The 18146-nt window shown below is 65.2% G+C and carries 21 protein-coding genes; 5 read left to right on the top strand and 16 right to left on the bottom strand.

Going from position 1 to position 18146, the window contains the following annotated elements:
* The first annotated feature begins 131 nt into the window (after nt 1-131).
* Nucleotides 132-1091 (top strand): polyprenyl synthetase family protein, encoded by a 960-nt coding sequence (locus tag ABJ363_12150; GenBank protein ID MEP4379746.1) that lies wholly within the window; start codon nt 132-134, stop codon nt 1089-1091.
* 6 nt (nt 1092-1097) lie between these two features.
* Here ABJ363_12150 and ABJ363_12155 read toward each other — a convergent pair whose 3' ends face one another.
* The 13 genes from ABJ363_12155 to ABJ363_12215 form a co-directional block, all read right to left on the bottom strand.
* Nucleotides 1098-2012: an alpha/beta fold hydrolase gene (locus tag ABJ363_12155; GenBank protein MEP4379747.1), complete on the bottom strand. Its 915-nt coding sequence runs from the start codon at nt 2010-2012 to the stop codon at nt 1098-1100.
* A 17-nt stretch (nt 2013-2029) separates the two neighbouring features.
* Nucleotides 2030-3439 (bottom strand): phospholipase D-like domain-containing protein, encoded by a 1410-nt coding sequence (locus tag ABJ363_12160; protein ID MEP4379748.1) that lies wholly within the window; start codon nt 3437-3439, stop codon nt 2030-2032.
* A gap of 128 nt (nt 3440-3567) precedes the next feature.
* Nucleotides 3568-3975, bottom strand: coding sequence for a hypothetical protein (locus ABJ363_12165; GenBank protein MEP4379749.1), 408 nt, complete (start codon nt 3973-3975; stop codon nt 3568-3570).
* A 65-nt stretch (nt 3976-4040) separates the two neighbouring features.
* Nucleotides 4041-4739 (bottom strand): SIMPL domain-containing protein, encoded by a 699-nt coding sequence (locus ABJ363_12170; protein ID MEP4379750.1) that lies wholly within the window; start codon nt 4737-4739, stop codon nt 4041-4043.
* A 105-nt stretch (nt 4740-4844) separates the two neighbouring features.
* The gene (locus tag ABJ363_12175) at nt 4845-5702 is read right to left on the bottom strand and encodes a hypothetical protein (GenBank protein ID MEP4379751.1); all 858 of its coding nucleotides are present in this window, start codon (nt 5700-5702) and stop codon (nt 4845-4847) included.
* Nucleotides 5695-5949, bottom strand: coding sequence for a hypothetical protein (locus ABJ363_12180; protein MEP4379752.1), 255 nt, complete (start codon nt 5947-5949; stop codon nt 5695-5697). The genes ABJ363_12175 and ABJ363_12180 overlap by 8 nt, the downstream gene beginning before the upstream one ends.
* A 44-nt stretch (nt 5950-5993) precedes the next feature.
* On the bottom strand, nt 5994-6416 hold the full coding sequence (locus ABJ363_12185) for a hypothetical protein (protein ID MEP4379753.1): 423 nt from the start codon (nt 6414-6416) through the stop codon (nt 5994-5996).
* The gene (locus tag ABJ363_12190; protein ID MEP4379754.1) at nt 6413-6850 is read right to left on the bottom strand and encodes a hypothetical protein; all 438 of its coding nucleotides are present in this window, start codon (nt 6848-6850) and stop codon (nt 6413-6415) included. The genes ABJ363_12185 and ABJ363_12190 overlap by 4 nt, the downstream gene beginning before the upstream one ends.
* 5 nt (nt 6851-6855) lie before the next feature.
* Nucleotides 6856-9537, bottom strand: coding sequence for a ubiquitin-activating E1 FCCH domain-containing protein (locus tag ABJ363_12195; protein ID MEP4379755.1), 2682 nt, complete (start codon nt 9535-9537; stop codon nt 6856-6858).
* Nucleotides 9537-10118, bottom strand: a complete 582-nt coding sequence (locus ABJ363_12200; protein ID MEP4379756.1) for a hypothetical protein — start codon at nt 10116-10118, stop codon at nt 9537-9539. Before ABJ363_12200 ends, ABJ363_12195 begins: the two co-directional genes overlap by 1 nt.
* A 77-nt stretch (nt 10119-10195) precedes the next feature.
* Nucleotides 10196-10684, bottom strand: coding sequence for a hypothetical protein (locus ABJ363_12205; protein ID MEP4379757.1), 489 nt, complete (start codon nt 10682-10684; stop codon nt 10196-10198).
* A 12-nt stretch (nt 10685-10696) separates the two neighbouring features.
* On the bottom strand, nt 10697-11578 hold the full coding sequence (locus ABJ363_12210) for a phage capsid protein (protein MEP4379758.1): 882 nt from the start codon (nt 11576-11578) through the stop codon (nt 10697-10699).
* Nucleotides 11579-12089: 511 nt separating this feature from the next.
* A complete protein-coding gene (locus tag ABJ363_12215; protein MEP4379759.1) occupies nt 12090-13625 on the bottom strand; it encodes a portal protein in 1536 nt (511 codons plus the stop codon).
* A 33-nt stretch (nt 13626-13658) separates the two neighbouring features.
* Here ABJ363_12215 and ABJ363_12220 point away from each other — a divergent pair, with 33 nt between their 5' ends.
* Together ABJ363_12220 and ABJ363_12225 are read left to right on the top strand one after the other, a co-directional pair.
* The gene (locus ABJ363_12220; GenBank protein MEP4379760.1) at nt 13659-14402 is read left to right on the top strand and encodes a sulfotransferase domain-containing protein; all 744 of its coding nucleotides are present in this window, start codon (nt 13659-13661) and stop codon (nt 14400-14402) included.
* 251 nt (nt 14403-14653) lie between these two features.
* A complete protein-coding gene (locus tag ABJ363_12225) occupies nt 14654-15151 on the top strand; it encodes a hypothetical protein (GenBank protein ID MEP4379761.1) in 498 nt (165 codons plus the stop codon).
* Between the two features lie 127 nt (nt 15152-15278).
* On the opposite strand, the gene ABJ363_12230 is transcribed toward ABJ363_12225, so the two are convergent.
* From ABJ363_12230 to ABJ363_12240, 3 genes are read right to left on the bottom strand one after another with little or no spacing between them, the layout of a single operon-like run.
* The gene (locus tag ABJ363_12230; GenBank protein ID MEP4379762.1) at nt 15279-15731 is read right to left on the bottom strand and encodes a hypothetical protein; all 453 of its coding nucleotides are present in this window, start codon (nt 15729-15731) and stop codon (nt 15279-15281) included.
* Nucleotides 15732-16043, bottom strand: a complete 312-nt coding sequence (locus tag ABJ363_12235) for a hypothetical protein (GenBank protein ID MEP4379763.1) — start codon at nt 16041-16043, stop codon at nt 15732-15734.
* A 4-nt stretch (nt 16044-16047) separates the two neighbouring features.
* The gene (locus tag ABJ363_12240; protein ID MEP4379764.1) at nt 16048-16272 is read right to left on the bottom strand and encodes a hypothetical protein; all 225 of its coding nucleotides are present in this window, start codon (nt 16270-16272) and stop codon (nt 16048-16050) included.
* A 212-nt stretch (nt 16273-16484) separates the two neighbouring features.
* On the opposite strand from ABJ363_12240, the gene ABJ363_12245 reads away from it, so the two are divergent.
* Together ABJ363_12245 and ABJ363_12250 are read left to right on the top strand one after the other, a co-directional pair.
* Nucleotides 16485-16910 carry a heme-binding protein gene (locus ABJ363_12245; GenBank protein MEP4379765.1) on the top strand — a complete coding sequence of 142 codons (426 nt, stop codon included), beginning with the start codon at nt 16485-16487 and terminating at the stop codon, nt 16908-16910.
* A gap of 132 nt (nt 16911-17042) precedes the next feature.
* Nucleotides 17043-18062: a fumarylacetoacetate hydrolase family protein gene (locus tag ABJ363_12250; GenBank protein ID MEP4379766.1), complete on the top strand. Its 1020-nt coding sequence runs from the start codon at nt 17043-17045 to the stop codon at nt 18060-18062.
* Nucleotides 18063-18146: the final 84 nt, after the last annotated feature.

An 18146-nucleotide genomic window follows, 5' to 3' on the forward strand; every position in this document is an offset into this window, starting at 1 on the left:
ACGCCGCTGGCGTGGACATTCTTGCTGCGCCGACCAGCCATCCGGCAAACAATCTTGGAGAACCTGTCGTGGCCGTCATTGCCCGTCTGGAGGGGTCGCCGTCGAAGGGAGCGCCGAACGCGCTCGACGATTTGCGTGATCTGTGCGCTTCGGATTTTGCCCGGGTAAACCAGCTCATCGTCGACCACATGCAGTCCGATGTCCCGCTGATCCCCGAGTTGGCCGGCCATCTCGTCGCCGCCGGCGGCAAGCGGCTCCGGCCCCTGCTCACCCTGGCCAGCGCGCGGCTGTGCGGTTACGACGGCGACAAGCATATCGGCCTCGCAGCCGCCGTCGAGTTCATCCATACCGCCACGCTCCTGCATGACGACGTGGTCGATGAATCCGATCTTCGGCGCGGGCGCGACACGGCCAATGCCGTGTGGGGTAACCAGGCCAGCGTGCTGGTCGGTGACTTCCTGTTCAGCCGGTCCTTCCGGCTCATGGTCGAAAGCGAATCCCTCAAGGTGCTCGACATCCTGGCCAATGCCAGCGCGGTCATCGCCGAGGGCGAAGTGGCACAGCTCACGACGGCCAATGACACGGCGACAACGGAAGAGGATTATCTCTACGTCATCCGGTCGAAGACGGCGGCCCTGTTCGCGGCCGCCTGTCAGGTCGGCGGACATATCGCGGCCCGGAACAGCAACGACGAAACCGCGCTCGAACAATATGGCGGCAATCTCGGGATCGCCTTCCAGCTGGTCGACGACTATCTCGACTATTCCGCGACCGACAAGGCCTTCGGCAAGGGCGTCGGCGACGACTTCCGTGAAGGCAAGATCACCTTGCCCATCGTCCTGGCGCTGCGCCGGGGCAATGACGAAGAGCAGGCCTTCTGGAAGCGCACCCTCGAGGATCTGGACCAGCGGGACGGCGACCTGGAGCGGGCGGTTGAAATTCTATCCGCCCATGACGCGCTGTCGGACACGCTCATCCGCGCCCGGGGCTACGCCGATACCGCCCGCGCCGCGCTCGCAAGCCTGCCGGACAATGCGCACCGCACCGCGCTGGAGAATGTCGTCGATTTCTGCGTCGAACGCGCCTACTAGCGCGCCCTAGGACGCCGCACGCAGCCGCTCGGGGAGCGTCAGAAACCCAAGCAGCACATGAAAGAAGCGGTGGCGGTTCAGGCCGAGCGCGCCGACATGGGCCTGATCGGGCAGCACGACCATCTGCTTGTCGTCCGAGCGCAGCGCCCCGAAGAACGCCACAATATCCTCTTCCGTCGCGATCCCGTCATGTTCACCGCGCAGGATGAGCACCGGGCAGTCGATCAGTTCGGGATCGACGACCGGCAAATTGGCGCACATGTCCAGATAGGTGCCGGTCGGCATCGTCGTCCCATGTTCCAGCTCTGCATCGGCGAACGCGTCCGCCACCCCGTCTTCGACCAGGCCGGGCCGGTCGCGGTTGAAGATCGAGTGGAAGAAGGCCCGGTCGACATCGCGCGTGGGATGGGCCCGGAAGTGGTCCAGATTCTCGCGCCGTTTCTCCAATGTCGGCGAGCCTTCGCCGGTCCACACGAAGGCATCGAGCGTCAGCGAATGCACATTGTCGGGATGGCGGGTCGCGAACAGCCCGGCCCGCAGGGCGCCCGACGAACTGCCGAAGAAATGAAACGCCTTCTGACCCGTTTCCGCCTCGATGGTCGGCATCGCCGCCGCCAGATCGTCCGCCCCGCTCGCTATGTCGGAGTTGCTCTCGGTGCGGTCCGAACGGCCGTAATTCTCATGGTCCATGGTCCAGACATCGAAGCCGCGTTCGGCGAACCAGTCCATCATCGAGAAACCGGGCTTGCCCGGTACGTCGAGATCGAACCCGGTGCGCGCGCATAACGACGACCCGTGCACAAGAAACAGCACAGGAGCCTCGCCTGCCGGCGTTCCGGCCAGCCGTTTGCGGAACACAAACAGGCGTATGTCGCCCTTCTGCACCCAATATTCCTGCGCGTCGATTTGTCCCTCGGCCATCACAGTCCCCCGCTTTGCTATAGGTAAGGCGAGAACAATCTTGCCACGCCATCGCGCAGGCGCACAGACAAGGATCGCGCGCCGAGCTCGTCGAGCGTCAGGAGCCGGGCCCGGTCGCGTTCCGCCTCGAAGGATTCCGACAGTTCCTCCACGAAGGCAACGCCGGTGCATTCGACATTCAGTTCGAAGTTCAGCCGCAGGCTCCGCGGGTCCCAGTTCGACGACCCGATGAGGGCCCACTCCCGGTCCACCATCAGCAGCTTGGCGTGGTTGAAGGGCCGGGGCCCGAGCCAGACACGGCACCCGTCTTTCAGCAACTCGTCCAAACGCGCCCGGACCGCCCAGTCGACAAACCGGAGGTTGCTCCGTTCGGGGATCAGGATATCGACCTTCACACCCTTGATGGACGCGATCCGCAACGCCGACATGAGGATTTCGTCGGGCAGGAAATACGGCGTCTGGATCGAAATTCGTTCCCGCGCCTCGATGATCGCGGCGTGGAGTATCCATCGCGTCCGGTCGATCGGTTCGTGCGGACCGGTCGGGATGGCGCGGGCGGCCACGTCACCCGCCTCGGCCAGCGGCGGGAACCATTGTTCCCCCTCCAGGGTCTCGTCGGTCGTGAACGCCCAGTCGTCGGCGAAGGCGTCCGATAACTGCCCCACGACGGGACCGGAAAACCGAAAATGCAGGTCGCGTACCGGCCGCCGGGGACCCGCGTCCAGCCGGTTGTTCTGGGAGATATTGATGCCGCCGGTGAAGCCGATGGCGCCGTCGACGACCAGAATCTTCCGGTGGCTGCGCAGGTTGAGATACGGCATCCGCCAGGGCCAGAAGGAATGCATGTATCGGGCGAAGGGGATTTCGGCCTTCCGCAACGCCCCGATGATCGAGGGCAAGGAATAGATCTGGCCGACCCCGTCGACAAGCGCCCGCACGTCCACGCCGCGCGCCCGGGCCCGGGCGAGTGCGGCGACGAATTCCAGGCCGGCGGCATCGCGCTTGAATATATAGACCGACAGCATGACCGATCGGGAAGCCCCGTCAATCGCCGCGATCATCGCCGGGTAGGCCGCGTCGCCGTTGCGCAGCAATTCGACCCGGTTTCCCCCGACGGCCGGGTTGGGCGCGAGATTGTCGATCAGGCGGTCCAGGGCGGTTTCGGCGTCGGGCTGGCCAGCAAGCGATCCGACCGGCGTGCCCGACGGCGGCCGGGTCCGCGCGGCGCGGCGGCGTATGCGGTTGATCCCGAACAACAGATAGGCGACAGACCCGATACCCGGTGACAGCAGGATCAGACCAACCCAGGCGATCGCGGCATTCTCGTTGCGCTTGTGGAGGATCACGGTAGCCGCGAGTGCAATCGGAATGACGCCGAGCACGAAGGTCGTCGCAAACGGCCAGTAGAACGCAAACAGTTCCAGCATCGCTCCAGTAAATCCCGGAGCTCCGTATATCCCGAAGCCCCATGCTCACCTGTTTCGCGGGGAGGTGCAGACTGACGGCGAAGACCCGAGGTTACAACCCCGGGCACGCCCCGCACGCCCGCATCCGCTCAGTCCGGCGGCGGCGGCGCGGTGCCCGAACCCGGCGGTCGATCCGGGGCCGCAGGCCGGGTTGCCCGCGGGCTGACCACGGCAAAGATCGCATCCGCCGTCTGGCCGACCTGCCGCACCCGCGCGCGCAAATCGCCAAGCTCGAGCTGCACGACATGTATTTCCTCCCGAAGCGCATCGACGCGGTTCCACAGCCGGTCGCGCTGTTCGAGCTGAAAGCGGGCGGAACTGTCGATCTCCTGTGCCAGTTCGTTGCCCTGTTGCGCCACGTCGCCGCGCACCAGCCGCACCTCGTCGAACATGAACCACCATCCGCTGACCGCGATAGCCACGAGCGTCGCCAGAATCTTGGCGAGAATCCGCACGGTCACGGGCTGATCCACCAGGCGCAGAACCCCGTTTTGCATGATCTTCCTCCACATACGAAAACGGCCCCGCGATGCGGGGCCGTCTGCGCGAACATTCGAATCGCCTACTCGATCGCGAACACGACCGAGACCTGCGCCCGCACGGTCAGTTCTCCCGCCGCGACCGGCACGCCTTCGGCCGCCGCGCGGGCCAGGAACTGGCGCGGCGCCGGCCCCACGCCGCCGGCGTTGATCGTCAGGACAGGCCCCAGTTCGATCCCCGCCGCCGCGGCGATGTTGCGGGCCTTCGCGAAGGCATCTCCCACCGCGTTCGCCATGGCTTTCTTTTCCAGATCGTCGCGCGCCGCGATATCGAAGCTGATCCCCTGCACCATGTTTGCACCGGCCTCGACCACCCCGTCGAGGACCACGCCGAAGTCGGCGAGATCGCGCACCGTGATGTGCACGTTGTTGCGCACCATGTAGCCGATGATCTCCGGCTGGACGGGATCATTGCCCCGGCGCGGCCGGAACTGCGGGGACACCGATATATTCGTCGACTGCATGTCCCCGGGGCCAACGCCCGAGGCGCGCAGGAACGCGAAGACCTCCGCCGTTTTTGCGTTGTTGGCCGTCAGCGCCTCGCGCGCGGCGGGCGCCGTCGTCGTCACCCCGACGGTGATGGAGACCAGGTCCGGCGTCGCGGCGACCGTCCCGCTGCCGGAAATGGACAATGTCCTCGGCACCGAAGAATCGTCATCGGCAAACGCGGCACCTGTCCCGAACAGGGAAAACACCAGCACGAACGAAAGCAAAAACCGCATGATCAACTCTCCGGACAACTTGATGGAACGGTAAACCTGCCAATCAAATTTGGCGAAGCTGTGGCCGATCATGCGGTCATTCGCCCCCGATTGCCATTCGTGGTGCTATTCGTCGAACGCCTCCGCGTCGCCCCCATAGGCCGCGCGGGCAAGATCGGAGCGCCGCGCCACCGCCTGCCTGTGCTCGGGATGGGCCCGATCGAGCAGCGCTGTACGAAACTCGGGGTCGGCCTCCAGGGTCGATAGCTCGGCACGCGCCGCCGATGACGAATGTCCGATCCGCGCCTCCTTGCCGCCGACGAATTCGTCTTCCCCCATCAGGCTGCCCAGCTTGGCAAACGCCCGCACCATGTCCGGGTGGTCGCCCAGATGCTGCCCGTCCGCGAGCCGCAGCTGGCGCACGTCATCCACACGGTCACCAAAAGCCGCCGCGAAGGCGCGGTTCGCCACGTCGATCCGCGCGTCGAAACTCTCGCCCCATTCACGGCGCAGCCCGGTCTCCGCCGCGTCGAGCGCCCGGCCCTGCGCGGCGGTCGCGTCCTGCCAGGCCGCACCCTGCAGCTCGACATAGCCTTCGAGCAGCGCCCGCGCCTGCCCGTCCGTCAGGCCCGAGGCATGCATCCTTTCGAGCATCCGGGTTTGGAAATCCTCGTCCCAGGGCATCCCGTCCGGTCGTTCCAGCCCGTCCAGGTTATAGTCGTCCGGACGCGCGGGCCGGCCCAGCGCGTCATGGAAACGTGCGCGTTCGGCATCGTCCGCGTCCGCACCTGGCGGCACGATACCCTTGCGCCCGATCAGCTTCTGCAGGTTCACATGCTCGCGCGCCAGCGCCTCGACATCCGCGAAACGCGCCAGTACCGGATGGTCTCGATAATCCTCGGAAAGCTCGGCGCGCCAGCTCTCGGCAGGCCCGTCCGTCACCGGGACTTCAGCCTCTGAAACATCGATCTGTGCGTCAGTCATCGTCATTCTCCTGTCCGGTTTGAAATTCATTCAACATCGCGTCCTCGTCCGCCCGCGCCATGGCCGCGATGCGGCGGAACACCCGCTGCATGCCCATCGTGAACACGGCCTCATTGGCGTCGGCCGTGGGTGCGGCGTACATGCAGAACCGGTTGAGGTCGCGCAGCACGCGCTTTCCCTCCGGCGTCGAAAACACGACCCGGTAGTCGTGCTTCAAGCGCCACAATTGTTCGACCGTCCGGCGCATGGCCACGCTCCTGTCTGTGATCTTTGAGAAGTTGCCCGCCCCCGCTATCGCAGACCGCCGAGCAACGTGGACCCCGCCCGCAGCAGACCCGACCGCCGTGCTGCGGCCGCACGCCGCCGAAACATGCTTGCCCGGGACAGCTGGTTGACCGCAACCAGGTTCCCGGCATCGGCGCGGCGCAGGGCATCGAACTCGGCGTCGCCACCGATCTGGCCCAGCAGATCGAGCGGCGTCCCCGTCGCATCCGCCCGCGAATGCGCCAGCCGCGCGCGCTGCGCCGCCGCCTTGGCCGAACCGCGCCGGCGTTCCTCGTCGGCGTTCACGGCACCGCGTTCTTGCGCAGTCGCCGCGTCACGCGCGGCCGTGCGCGCGGAAGATTCCGCAGCTGCCCCGGCCGCACGCCCGTCCTCGACCGCACGCAGCGCCGAAAGCGCCGCCGTCGCCAGAATCACCTCGGGTCCCGTCATATCGTCCTCCCATACATCCAGTAATCGCCCGCACCCCCGGGTCCGTAATTCAACAGCAGCCCTTCGAGCTCGAAGCCGAGAAACGACAGCCAGCGCGCCCCGGCCCCGTGCCCGTCAAGCACCGTCGCCTGGACCCGCCGCATGTTTTCCACCGCCATGATGTGGTCCAACGCGCGTTCGGTCGCACGGGTCAGCGCCACCGGGTGCGTCAGAAGCGCATCGGAAAACACCGCCCAGGCCTGACCGACGCCGGGCCAGAGCGGCACGACCCCGGCGCATCCCAGCACCCCTGTGTCATCTCTCGCGGTAAAGGCAGCACCGGGCTGCACCAGTGCAGACAATTCCAGGGTTTCCACATAGGCGGCGTGTTCGGCCTGCGCGCATTGGGGTGCGACCGCGCGCAGATGCGGCGGTTCAAACGGGACAATTTGCATGGGTCCTACCTCGAGGCGAGATTTACACGGGGCGACAGGGACAGGATGGTCATCGGCAGCGGCGCGTCCTGGCGCAGCGCCACCACCCCCTCGACGTCATACCCGGCGGGGAAGCCGACGATCTTGACCCCGCTATAGGGCGGATCGCCGCTCTCGAACGGGACCCGGTCTAGCGTGGCGAAATCGGGTCCGGTCTTGGCGCCGCTGGTCCGGTGGAACCGCACCACCACGTCGCCGATCCGCTTGGTCTTGCCCTCGCCCGACCCGTCCGGGGTCCGCGCGGCGATGGGCAGGGTCACCACATCGGTCGTATAGCCGAACCCGGCATGAACCCGGCTCGCCGGGGCCGCCAGGGCGATCACCCCCGCGACGGGTGTGTTCGTGCCCAGATGCGCCCCGTCGGCCACCACCTCCACCGCCGCACCATCCAGATGATCCGCGCCCGCGATGGTTGTGACCGCCTTGCGGACCACACCGCCCGATGCGTAGGCAACGAAACCCGTGCCATCCAGATCCTCCAGGGCGAAAGCGTCCGTGCTGGCGCTCGCAACCGTGTAGCGGTTGCCGTTCAGCGCGGTCATGCCGACCACATCCTCGATATCCACCAGATCGCCGTTCGAGAATCCGTGTCCCGCAACCGTCAGCACGACCGGGTCCGCCCGGGTCGCGCCGGTGATCGCCTTCGGGTCGTCATAGGAAAGGCCGCAATCGACGAAAAATGCGTCTGAGAGTTCGTCGTCCCCGTTCGCATCGAAGTCCCGGACCATGAACTCGACACAGCGGACATCCGCGCCGTCGATGGTCCGCGCCGCCACGCCCCAGATCTGGTCGTGGGACCGGTCGGGGGCGGGGATCACCGCGACCGATTCCCATCGCGCAATCCCGCCCCGATAGGCCCCACCGAGCACATGACGCTGCCAGCCGATCACCTCATGCTCGCGGTTGTAGGTCATGGCCAGCAGCATGCCGTCGGCCCGGCACATGACCACCAGCCCGTGGGGCTCCTGGGCGAAATCCATCTGCACCACCCCGCCCGCGGTGATGTGTTCCGACAGGATCGACAGATCGGGTGCCGCGAAATTGTCCCGCTCGAACAGGTACGCCAGCTCGCGCAGCTTGCGCCCTGTCGGCGACAGATAGAGCGTCACGTCCCCCGCCGTCACCGGCTGGATGTCCGCGCTTCCATAGGTGTTCGCGCGCTTGAACTGGATATTCGTCGGCGTCAGCGGCTCGTCGAGCGAACTCGCCCGCACCGGCCAGGTCCCGCCCTGGGTACCCAGCACCAGCGAGCGCTGGGACTGGAGCCACAGGATCGCGTTCGCCTGGTCGGCGCCGATCCGGTAATTGAGCGCGGCGTCGTCCTCCACCGCGCCGTCGGTCGTGGTCGGCGCCATGTTCTCGAAATCGCCCGACTTCGAGGCCCGGAACATCTGCGGGCTGTTCCGCTCGCCCGCCCAGCACAGCCGCTGCTCGTGGAAACTCACGCAGGCCGGATGGCCGACCGCCAGATACTGATCGCCCGGCACCTGGTCCACTGACGGCGACGGGTCGACCGCGCCCCACGCCCCCAGCCGCCAGGCCGCCGTCGCACCTGAACCGCCGAAGTCCGACCTGATGTCGATATTGACCTCGGTCGAGCTGACCACCTCGACGATCACGCCCCAGCCCCAGGTCGACCCGTGCTTGAGACGCAGGCAACGCCCGGTATCCGTGCCGGTGAAAATGTTTTCCTGCGAGGTGACCAATACATGCCGCCCGCTTGTCGCCGCCGGGTTCATGGTCTTGCCGCTCGTGTTCTCGTCCAGATACGGCCCGTCCCGAAAATCCACGCGCTCGAGCGACCATTCGTCATCCGCGTAGCGCAGCAGCTTGTAGGGCGGATAATCCGGGTGCGCGAAATAGAGCGTGTCGGCCGACTGGGCGATCTTCAACCCGAACACGTCGGCGGCGGCATAAGGTGTCGCCAGCTCGACGGGCACATCGTCCAGCACCGCCACATTGTCGATCTGCACGGTCTTGCCGAGGCTGTGCTCGAACATGACGTGGAAATCATCCGCCGGCGGGCCCGACGAGGCGGGAAACGCCACCACATGGTGTCCCACGCCCGCATTGCGGATAAACGCGAACCCGCCCAGCGCACCCGTGCTCACCCCCACCCGGTCTCCCGGGTCGCCGATCACGTCGAACGCCACCAGCGCGTCGTTGACGGACGCGTTCGCATTCGTGACCTGCTGGCTCGCCGCCGCACTGTCCGATCCGGACCCCACGAGGCTCAGCCGGCCATTCGCCGCGTCATGGGCGATCGACGCCCCGCCGGCAGACTGGTCCGTCCACCCGGAAATGTCCGACGTAAAATCGCCGTTGCTCACTGTGGCCCCGTTTATGTCCGGGCCTGTGACCTGCCCCTCGTCGCGGTAGAACCGCACATAGCGATCTCCAAATTCGAGGACATAGGCCTGCGCCTGGTTGAACCGGAACGGCGCGAGGCGCACCGGGTCGGTCGCGTCCTTCGTCTTCGCGACGAACCGCGTGCCCGGCCTGCGGGTCACGCCGCCGTGGGGCTGGATGATCGCGTTGAGGAGCGTGCCCGCCCCGTTGTCGTAGCGCGCCAGGTCGCGCCGCCCAAAAAGACGCGGGCTCAGCTCCCCGGCGGTGAAATTCGTCTGGGCTGGCTGCAAATCCACCATCAGATGCGCGCCTCGATCCAGGAGTTCGCTTCAAGAACATCGAGAACGCCCTCCTGCCCGTCCGCCGAGCGCGCGCCGCGCAGGCTGTTGTCATACAACCGCGCCATGGCGTTGTGCAGCGAGGTGGATTTGCCCCACGGCTCGGCCAGCGCCATGGCCATCCGGGCCGCCAGCGCATCGAGTGCCAGCGCATCCCACAGCGCGTAATCGGTCACCCGCCGCAGATACAGAATCCGGATCGGGCTCGAAAGATCGCTCACGATCTGCCGGGCCTCGATTTGCCATGCTCCCGGCCCCGCATCCGCCTCGCCCTCCACCGAGATCACCCGCAAACAGACATCCGGCGCGCCCGGCAGGTCATAGGCGTTGGCGAAGCCCCACAGGGGCGCGGTCTCGTGCGCGGTCAGCTCGGCCCGCGCCAGCGCGAAGTTCCACGGATGCGCGCGCAACACCACGTCGCGCTGGTCGGCAAAGATCGCATTCGCCAGCCGCGCGGCCTTCACGTCATCGGCCAGGCTGGCAATGGTCGCCTCGCCAAGCTTGATCAGCCCGGCGTTGACGATATCGACGTCGGTGGTCATGGGCAGTCTCCTCAAAAGAAAACGGGGCGCTCCCGAAAAGAAGAGCGCCCCGCAATGCGCGGTGATACGCGTCGCCGCTAGTCCATGACGTAGGCGAGATAGCCGTCGAGCGTTGCCCCCGCCGGGATCGTCCCGTCGTTGACCTGGCCCGTGATCACCACCCCGTCGAGGCTCTCGAAAAGTTGTGTCTCGTCCCCGCCGAGCGTGCCGCCCGGCACGAACGCACCCGCCGACGACACGTCCACCCCGTCATCGAGGCCGTTCGGATCGGCCGCGACCGCGCCCGATCCGTCGTCGCCGACATGGGCCTCCCAGCCCAGGTCGAGGGTCCGGCTCGCGCCCAGTGCTGAATGCGCCAGCCGCGACAGGGGCAGGATCACCCGCACTTTTCCTTTCGGCAGCTTCACCAGCCGCGCGAGCGAACCCGCATCGCCGGCCGCGGCCCCTTGCGTGAAGTTGAACCGCGCAAACCGCAGCCGCCCGTGGGCGTCATGGGTCGGGTTCGCCACCCGCGGCTCGGCCAGCGTGTTGGCGTACTGGGTACTGTTTTCGGTCGTGATGGCCATGCGTCTTTTCTCCTATCCCTCAACCACATCAATCTGCACGATTTTCTCTTCCTGCATCCGGGTCGCCCCGATATCCATCGAGGCGTAGACCTGCACCGCGTAGTTCTTGTTCGGCAGCGGGTCGATCCTGGCCGTGATGTCCTGCCCCAGCCCGAGCAACAACCCCGACTTGGCCCAGGCGAAACACGAACGCGTGCTGCCTGCCTTGGGCAGCAGTGTCCCGTCGGCGGCGTCTTCCAGGCGGATGAACTTGAACCCGTAGAAGCCCTCGACCCCGCCCGAGACCAGCACCTTCTGGGTGTTGTAGTCGACGGATTTGACCTCGTTGGTGTCCATGAACTCGTCCTCCTGGGCCGAGGTCCATGCCACATACAGATCATCGCCGGGCATGATCGCGTTGTTCGCCTTGAACAGCTTCATGGCGCTGCGCAGTTTCGCCAGCGTGAAGCCCGCCCCGCCCGCCGCGAGCTTCTGGCCCGCCGGCAACGTCACCGCGTTGGTCCCGGTCTCGCCGGTGTAGGCGGTGCCGAGCGCGGCCGTCGCGATCTCCCGGTCGATGGCCCGGTTGAGCGCCGCAGCGAAGGCCTGGCTGTAGGCGTTCGTCGGGTCGTTGAGGGTCCGGATCAGGTCCGGCACATCGACCAGGTCGGCCACCCGGTAGGTCTTGGCCGCCACCGAGCGCCGCTTGTGGGGCGTACTCACATATTGCGTGTCGCCGTGGCGCTCGGTCGCCTCGCTGGCCGCGACCGCACCCACCTGGTCGAAGAAGGCGCGCTTGGAAGAAATCGCCTCCTCGCGCACGGCCCCGCGCATCTGGCTGCTCATCTGCTGCACCAGCATCTCGATGCCGCTCTTGTATTCCTGCCGGAAGGCAGTCGTGATCTCGACGGACATATCCGTCCTCCTTTCGATTCAAATGATGTAGGGGCGGGTTTGAAACCCGCCCGTACGGCCGACTGAAGAATCGAAGGGCTGCCCGCATCGCCCGGAGGCACGGCGGACCCGTCTCGCGTTTCACACCCGCGTCGGGCGGCCCGGCTTTCGGGCAGGTCACCGGACCCGCCCCGGCTTTGACCGGGCGGCGGGCTGGCCGGATTAAAGTAATTGCGTCATGCCCGGACCCCGCCCGCGCGCTTTGCGCGTTGGCGGACAAAGTCCGTTCCGGGGATCTCATGCACCAGCAGACGGACAAGCACCAAGATGCGCGGATCAAGTCCGCGCATGACGGCAGTGGGTGTGACCAGACCCGGCCTTTCTTTATGCCGTCATGCCCAACTTTTCCCTATTTCGTCATGCCCGGCCTTTCCTTATTTCGTCATGCCCAACCTTTCCCTATTTCGTCATGCCCGGCCTTTCCTTATTTCGTCATGCCCGGACTTGATCCGGGCATCTCATGCGCCGCCCTCTAAACCGCCCGCAGCGCCCGCATCACGGCCACGTCCTCGGCCCCGCGCAGCGCCTTCGCCGGCACCCCGTTCGCCTCGGCGATCAGGCGCAGCCCGGCGTCGGGGTCGATCAGGTCCGTCACCTGCGGATCGATCGCCGCCATGGCCTCGGCCGCCTCCAGGGTTCGCAACACGGCCTGGGCGTCGCCTGCCTTCTGGGCCCGCGCGATCGGCGAGACGTGATCGACGCGCAGCGGCACGCCGATCAACGCATCCGGCAGCGGCGGCAGCATCCCCGCCCGCAGCAATATCCCGAACACCCGCTCGATCATCGGCTCCAGCAGTTCCGCCTGCTGGCGCCCCAGCATCGGGCCCAGCAGCCGCTGCATCTCCTGCACCAGCTGCAGCACCTGGGTGGCGCTCATCCGCGGGTCCTGGAACAGCTGCAGCAGGCCGCCGTGAAACGCCGCGCGCACGGCCTCGCGGCGCTGCTCCATCATCTCCAGCCCGATATCGATCCGGGGTGCCGCCGGCAGCGGCCGCAGCGGGTCCTGGGACAGCGCGCCCGCGCGGACCACGTTGATCCCGCCCGGCTGGGTGCGCAGCGGCATCACCACCCCGTCGTCGGCGATCAACAGCGGCGGGTCGACCGCCTTCTGCGCCGCCTTGAGGGTGGTCCGGCTCATCTCGTTGAGCATCTTCTGGTCGGGCAGCGCGTTCCAGCCCGGCGCCCGGCCGTAGATCTCGCCCGCATCCTTCGACCAGCGCGGCACCATGTAGGGCATCTCGTGATATCCGCCCGCGGCCACCAGCGCGCGTTCGTCCAGATTCACGTAATACGACCCGAAGGCGAACGCCGCGCGCGTCCCGGTTCGCGGCCCGGAGCGGGCCGCATCCGAAAACGGCTTCACGCAATGCAGGAAGGCGAAGCTGCGCTCGCCCTTCCCCGCTTCCAGCGCCGCCGTCACCGCCTTGCCCGCCGCCGGGCCCCAGGCCTGATGGGCCTGGCGCGCGGTGAAACGGAACCGGCGAAACACCGTATCGACCCGCCCCTCGGCGTTCTCCGCGATATGGATTTCGCCCAGCGGCCGGGCGGAGAACAGCAGCCCGCGCCCCGGCCGGTCGCCCACATACAGGGCGGCCGTGCCGAACGCCACCTGGTCGAGATAGACCTCGTGGATCTGCGGCGCGAAGTTTGCGTCCGGGCCGTTGAACGCGGCATACAGCACATCCTCCGCCGCCCCGAGCCAGCCCCGCACCGCATCATCCTCCGCCAGGAAATCATCCTCCGGCCGCAACCCGAACCAGCGCAGCGCGGGATTGGTCAGGAACGAATGCAGCGCGGCCGCCAGCAGGTCGGCGGCCTGCAGCCCGGTCGTGTCGTAGATGCGCGCCATGCGCTTGCGGCCGGGCGTGGCTGGAGAAGCGCCCGCGCCGGTAAAGTCGCGCCGGCCGAGCAGGTGATCGGCGATCTCCTGCCAGACCGACTGGAACCCCGCGCGGCCCGCGGCCACCTCGTCCCATTGGCGCAGGATGTCGTTCACGGAAACGCCCATGTGCGTGGTTCTCCTGTTGAGTAAGTTTGTGGATTGGCGTCACCGCGCGGCGGGGATACCCTGCCGGACATGCCGGATAATCACATTGTTCTCGTGTCGATGCCGAAAAGCGCGACGGTTTTCATAACGCGGTCGCTGCAATTGTCGGCGGGTCTGGAAGAAATCCAGATTTGCAATTCCGGCCCGCTGGTTCAGCAAATTTCGCCACAAGGACTCTGGCGGTTTGCAAATGCACCGTCCGCAATCGGCGGCCAACACATGCCCGCGAGCGATTACAACATAGAAATGCTGCGACAGGCTGGCATCGAACGGGTGACATTGCTGTTGCGCGACCCAAGAGACGCAGTGATATCCTGGTGGCACCACCTATATCGACCAGACGTACGAAGCTTCGGCTGGCACCACGCAATGCTTGTTGCGGCAAGGACGTCACCGGATAACTTCTACGAACTCGCACCGGAGAATGCCCTAGACACCTTGATCGAGATGTACCTTCCCCGGCTTCTGTCCTGGCAAAACCAATGGGAGGCGGAAACGCGAGTTTCAAAACAGATCATTCGCTATGAGGACTTTGTCACCAATAAGACGGAGACAATCTCGAAAATATTAGGTTTCCACGGAATATCGGCGGGCAAAATTGAATTTCCCGAGATTGACCAGTCCGACTCAATAGATAGCACAACGCATTTTCGGAGAGGCGAAATCGGGTCTTATCTGGATGAAATGTCGACCGCTCAGATTGAGCGGACAAATCAGATTTTGGAAGACGTGATTTAGGCGCTACCCGGCTGATAATGAAAGAAAATATACGTTTACCCGTCTTTCTTCACATCCCCTCGACAGGGGGGTCGGCGTTGTCAGCGACCCTAGAATCCTTGTTGCCGGGCACACTAGTAATACGCAACCAAACTCAGTTTGATGGGTTCTGGACACTCAGCAAAGACAAGCGGGCGCAAGTACTAGGAATTTCCGGGCATGTACCCCACGGGATTCATCGTGTTCTCGGACAAGAATGCGCATACGCGACGATGCTCCGCGACCCTATCGAGCGTTTGCCCGGTATTTTCGTGAAGCACCTTTTAAGTAAGGGGTTCGACCCCGCATCAGTTTCGTTGCGAGACTACGACTTCTCCGAGTATCCGATCATTGACAATATGCTCACGAGGCGCCTTTGCACCTACGACTGGCCTGTTACCAGTATCCATTGGGCGCGGCGCACGCCTCTCGGCTGCGTCACACAAGAGATGTACGAACAAGCTGTTGGGGTTTTGCAAGATTGCGCCGCCATTGGTTTCTATGAAAACTTCGACGTTTCAACAGAAGTTATACTGCGTGGCCTCAGTCTTCCATCAAGCCCAATACCTCGCGTCAACGTCGGCAACTATGATCGATCTCTACTGGATATAAGCGATGCCGATCGAGAATTTCTTGAGGAAAGAAACGCACTAGATATCGCCTTGTACGAATGCGCCAAGAAACTTTCTACCGATTCTCCGGCTAGTAAAATTGCTCAACCACCAAAGTAGATGTGCTCGTAATTTGTGCAACCTTCACGGTCGAGAAATCTGTTCTATCTCCATCCAGAGACCCATTCAGGAGCAGTTAGCTTGTCTATCGAGCAAAGCACTTACGATATCGAACTCTACGAATGGGCTATAGATCAGTTTGGTAAATCAAGACGGCGCTAACAGTTGTGTCGTTGCCAATATCCACATCTGTCACGTTCGTGGACCCCACATTGTCACCCGCCATCCCCATGATTGCGTCTGTCTTTCCATTGGGTCGAACGCGAATGATGAACTGTGAGTAGCCGGCGTCGAGATTGACGTTGCTCACGTTGTTAAGTGCCGAGGGGAAACCTGATGCAGTCCCCGACATGTACGGCAGCCCCGCAATCAGGATATTGCCGGACGTGGCTCCATCCTTCGCCGTCATCGTAATCGTCGCCCACGCAACAACCAGCTTACCCAGCTTGATGTAAACGCCATTCTGCACCGCATACGTCTGCACCCCCGCCACCGTCGCGCCGGCGATCGTCGGTGTCCAGGTGCCGCTCTCATAGTCCGGTGCGCCGGCGATCAGCCGGCTCAGTGCCTTCAGTCCCATCTAGGCGCCCTCCCCGAATGCGAAGTACAGATCCGCGCTGTCCGCGTCGGTGATGCCCGAGACATGGGTCGCCCAGGCCGGCCGGGTCAGCGCCAGCATCGCCCCGGGCGGCACGGGGATATCGGGCGTGGCGGTGCCCCCTGTCGCGGCGACATCGCTGGTGCCGAACTCGACAAACGCGAGCGCGCCGCCGTCGTTGTAGACCAGCACCTGCGCGCCGCTGCCATAGCCGGGCAAGGCGACCCGGTCGCCGGGGCTCGTCGTCGCCTCGAGGTACACGCCCGCGGTCTGTATCTTGATCGGTGTGCTCATCGGTTCATGCTCCCAGTAATGTTTTCTTGCTGATCGGTGTGTCGCCCGGAAGACCCGCACCGCTTGCCAGGCCCCTGTTTCCGGTCAGGACGGTCGCGGACCGGCCGCGGGCATGGCGCGCGGCGATCACGGCGCGCCGTCGCGCCGCCTCCACGGCCGGGTCGTCGCGCGTGGGTGCCGGCGGCGCCGGGGGTGGCGGGGGCGGCGGTCTGGAAAACACGGCGCTCATGCTTGTTTCTCCTGTGCAAAATCGTGGGAAGTTGATCTGGGACATTGCCCGGACCCGTCGTCGGTGCTTGGATCGGCCCATGGCCTTCTCGTGCGAAATTTCGGCATCGCCCCGGCGCACCCGGTGCAACAGGTTCGCCGGCATGGTCGCGGTCCTGCTGGTCGCGAAGGCGCCGGCTGCCCCCGTTCAACCCTGAAACAGGAGACTCCATCATGAGCGAAGACCTCCAGCCCCACGCCAAACTCACCGTCGCCGGCGCGCGCAAGATCATCCGCGGCGCCGTCGCCAGGGCCGAGGAGATCGGCCAGCCCCAATGCATCGCCGTGGTCGATGACGGCGGACACCTGCTGGCCTTCATGCGCATGGACGGCGCGTTCGCCCTGTCAAACGACACCGCCATCGCCAAGGCCGTGACCGCCGCGATCTACCGGGACCCGACCGGCGAGATCGCCGACGGCCCCGACCTCCGCCTCGCCATCGCCACCCAGGGCAAGCGCATCAACCTGCCCGGCGGCCTGCCGATCATCGTCGGCGGCAAATGCGTCGGCGGCGTCGGTGTCGGCTCGGGCACCGGCGCGCAGGACCGGGAATGCGCGAATGCCGGGCTCGCCATGCTCGACAGCGCGCAGACCTTCTGAAACTTCGCGCAGCCTGTAAAGCAGGACGACCGACGCGCCCCGCATTGGGTGAGATCAGAGCATTCAGAACCCTGGCCCGTTCCCGCTTGAACCGAACCGGGCCGAAATCCGAAAAGAGAGAATCAGGCAACCATGCGTTTGGTGACATTCGAAGTTCAGACAGTGCTCGGCCGCTTTGAGCGGATCGGCGCGCTCGCCCACGACACGATCGTCGATCTGACCTCCGCCTATTTCGCGTATCTCGCGCAGTCCGGGGATCTCAACGCCGCCCAGCGGACGGCCCTCGGGCTCGTGCCGCCCGACATGATCGGCTTCCTCGAAGGTGCGGAGGTCTCGCGCGCGGCCGCCCAGGCGGCCATCGATCATGTCGGCGACTGCCTGAAGTCGGGACCGTCGCCCGTCGGGCCGGAGGGCGAGCGATTGACTTTCGACAGGGCCGATGTGCGTCTGCTGGCACCGGTGCCGCGCCCGCCGATGATCCGCGACGGCATTCTCATTCTCGACCATTATCTCGTCGGCATGGAGCGGCTGTTCAAGATTGCCGAGCAGGACCGGATTCCCGAAGCCGCCAAATCGATGCCGATCTTCTGGAAACCGAGCCGGGGCTCGGTCGCGGGACCGGACGACGATGTGATCTGGCCGAAATACTCCGAACGCCTCGACTATGAGTTCGAGCTCGGCATGTATATCGGCAAGCGCGGCCGGGACATTCCCGCCGAACGCGCCTGGGATCATGTCGCCGGCTATACGGTCTTCAACGACCTCGGCCTGCGCGATGTCCAGCCCGATGAACTGACACTACGCATGGGCCCGGCCAAGGCCAAGGATTTCACGACCTCGAAGGTCATGGGGCCCTGCCTGGTCACCGCGGATGAAATTCCCGATCTCGACGGCCTCAGGCTGACCACAAAGGTCAACGACGAGATCTGGTTCGACGGGGCGATCAGCGGCTGGTCCTTCACCTTTGCCGAGCTGATCGCCTATGTCTCGCGCGACGAATTCGTCGAAGTCGGTGACTTCTTCGGCTCCGGGCCGCCGGCCTACAGCGTCGGCTTCGAAATCGACAAATGGATCAAGCCCGGCGATGTCGTGTCCTGCGAGATCGAGGGCATCGGCGTGCTGTCGAACCGGATTGTAAAGGCCCAGGCCTGAGCGGCAGCCGGATTCGCTATTCATCGTCGAAGGCACATGCGTCGGCGGGGTCGGCGGCGCGTAATCATTCCAAAGCTTTACCGG

It is taken from the genome of Alphaproteobacteria bacterium, from assembly GCA_039980135.1.
Lineage (GTDB): Bacteria > Pseudomonadota > Alphaproteobacteria > UBA6615 > UBA6615 > UBA8079.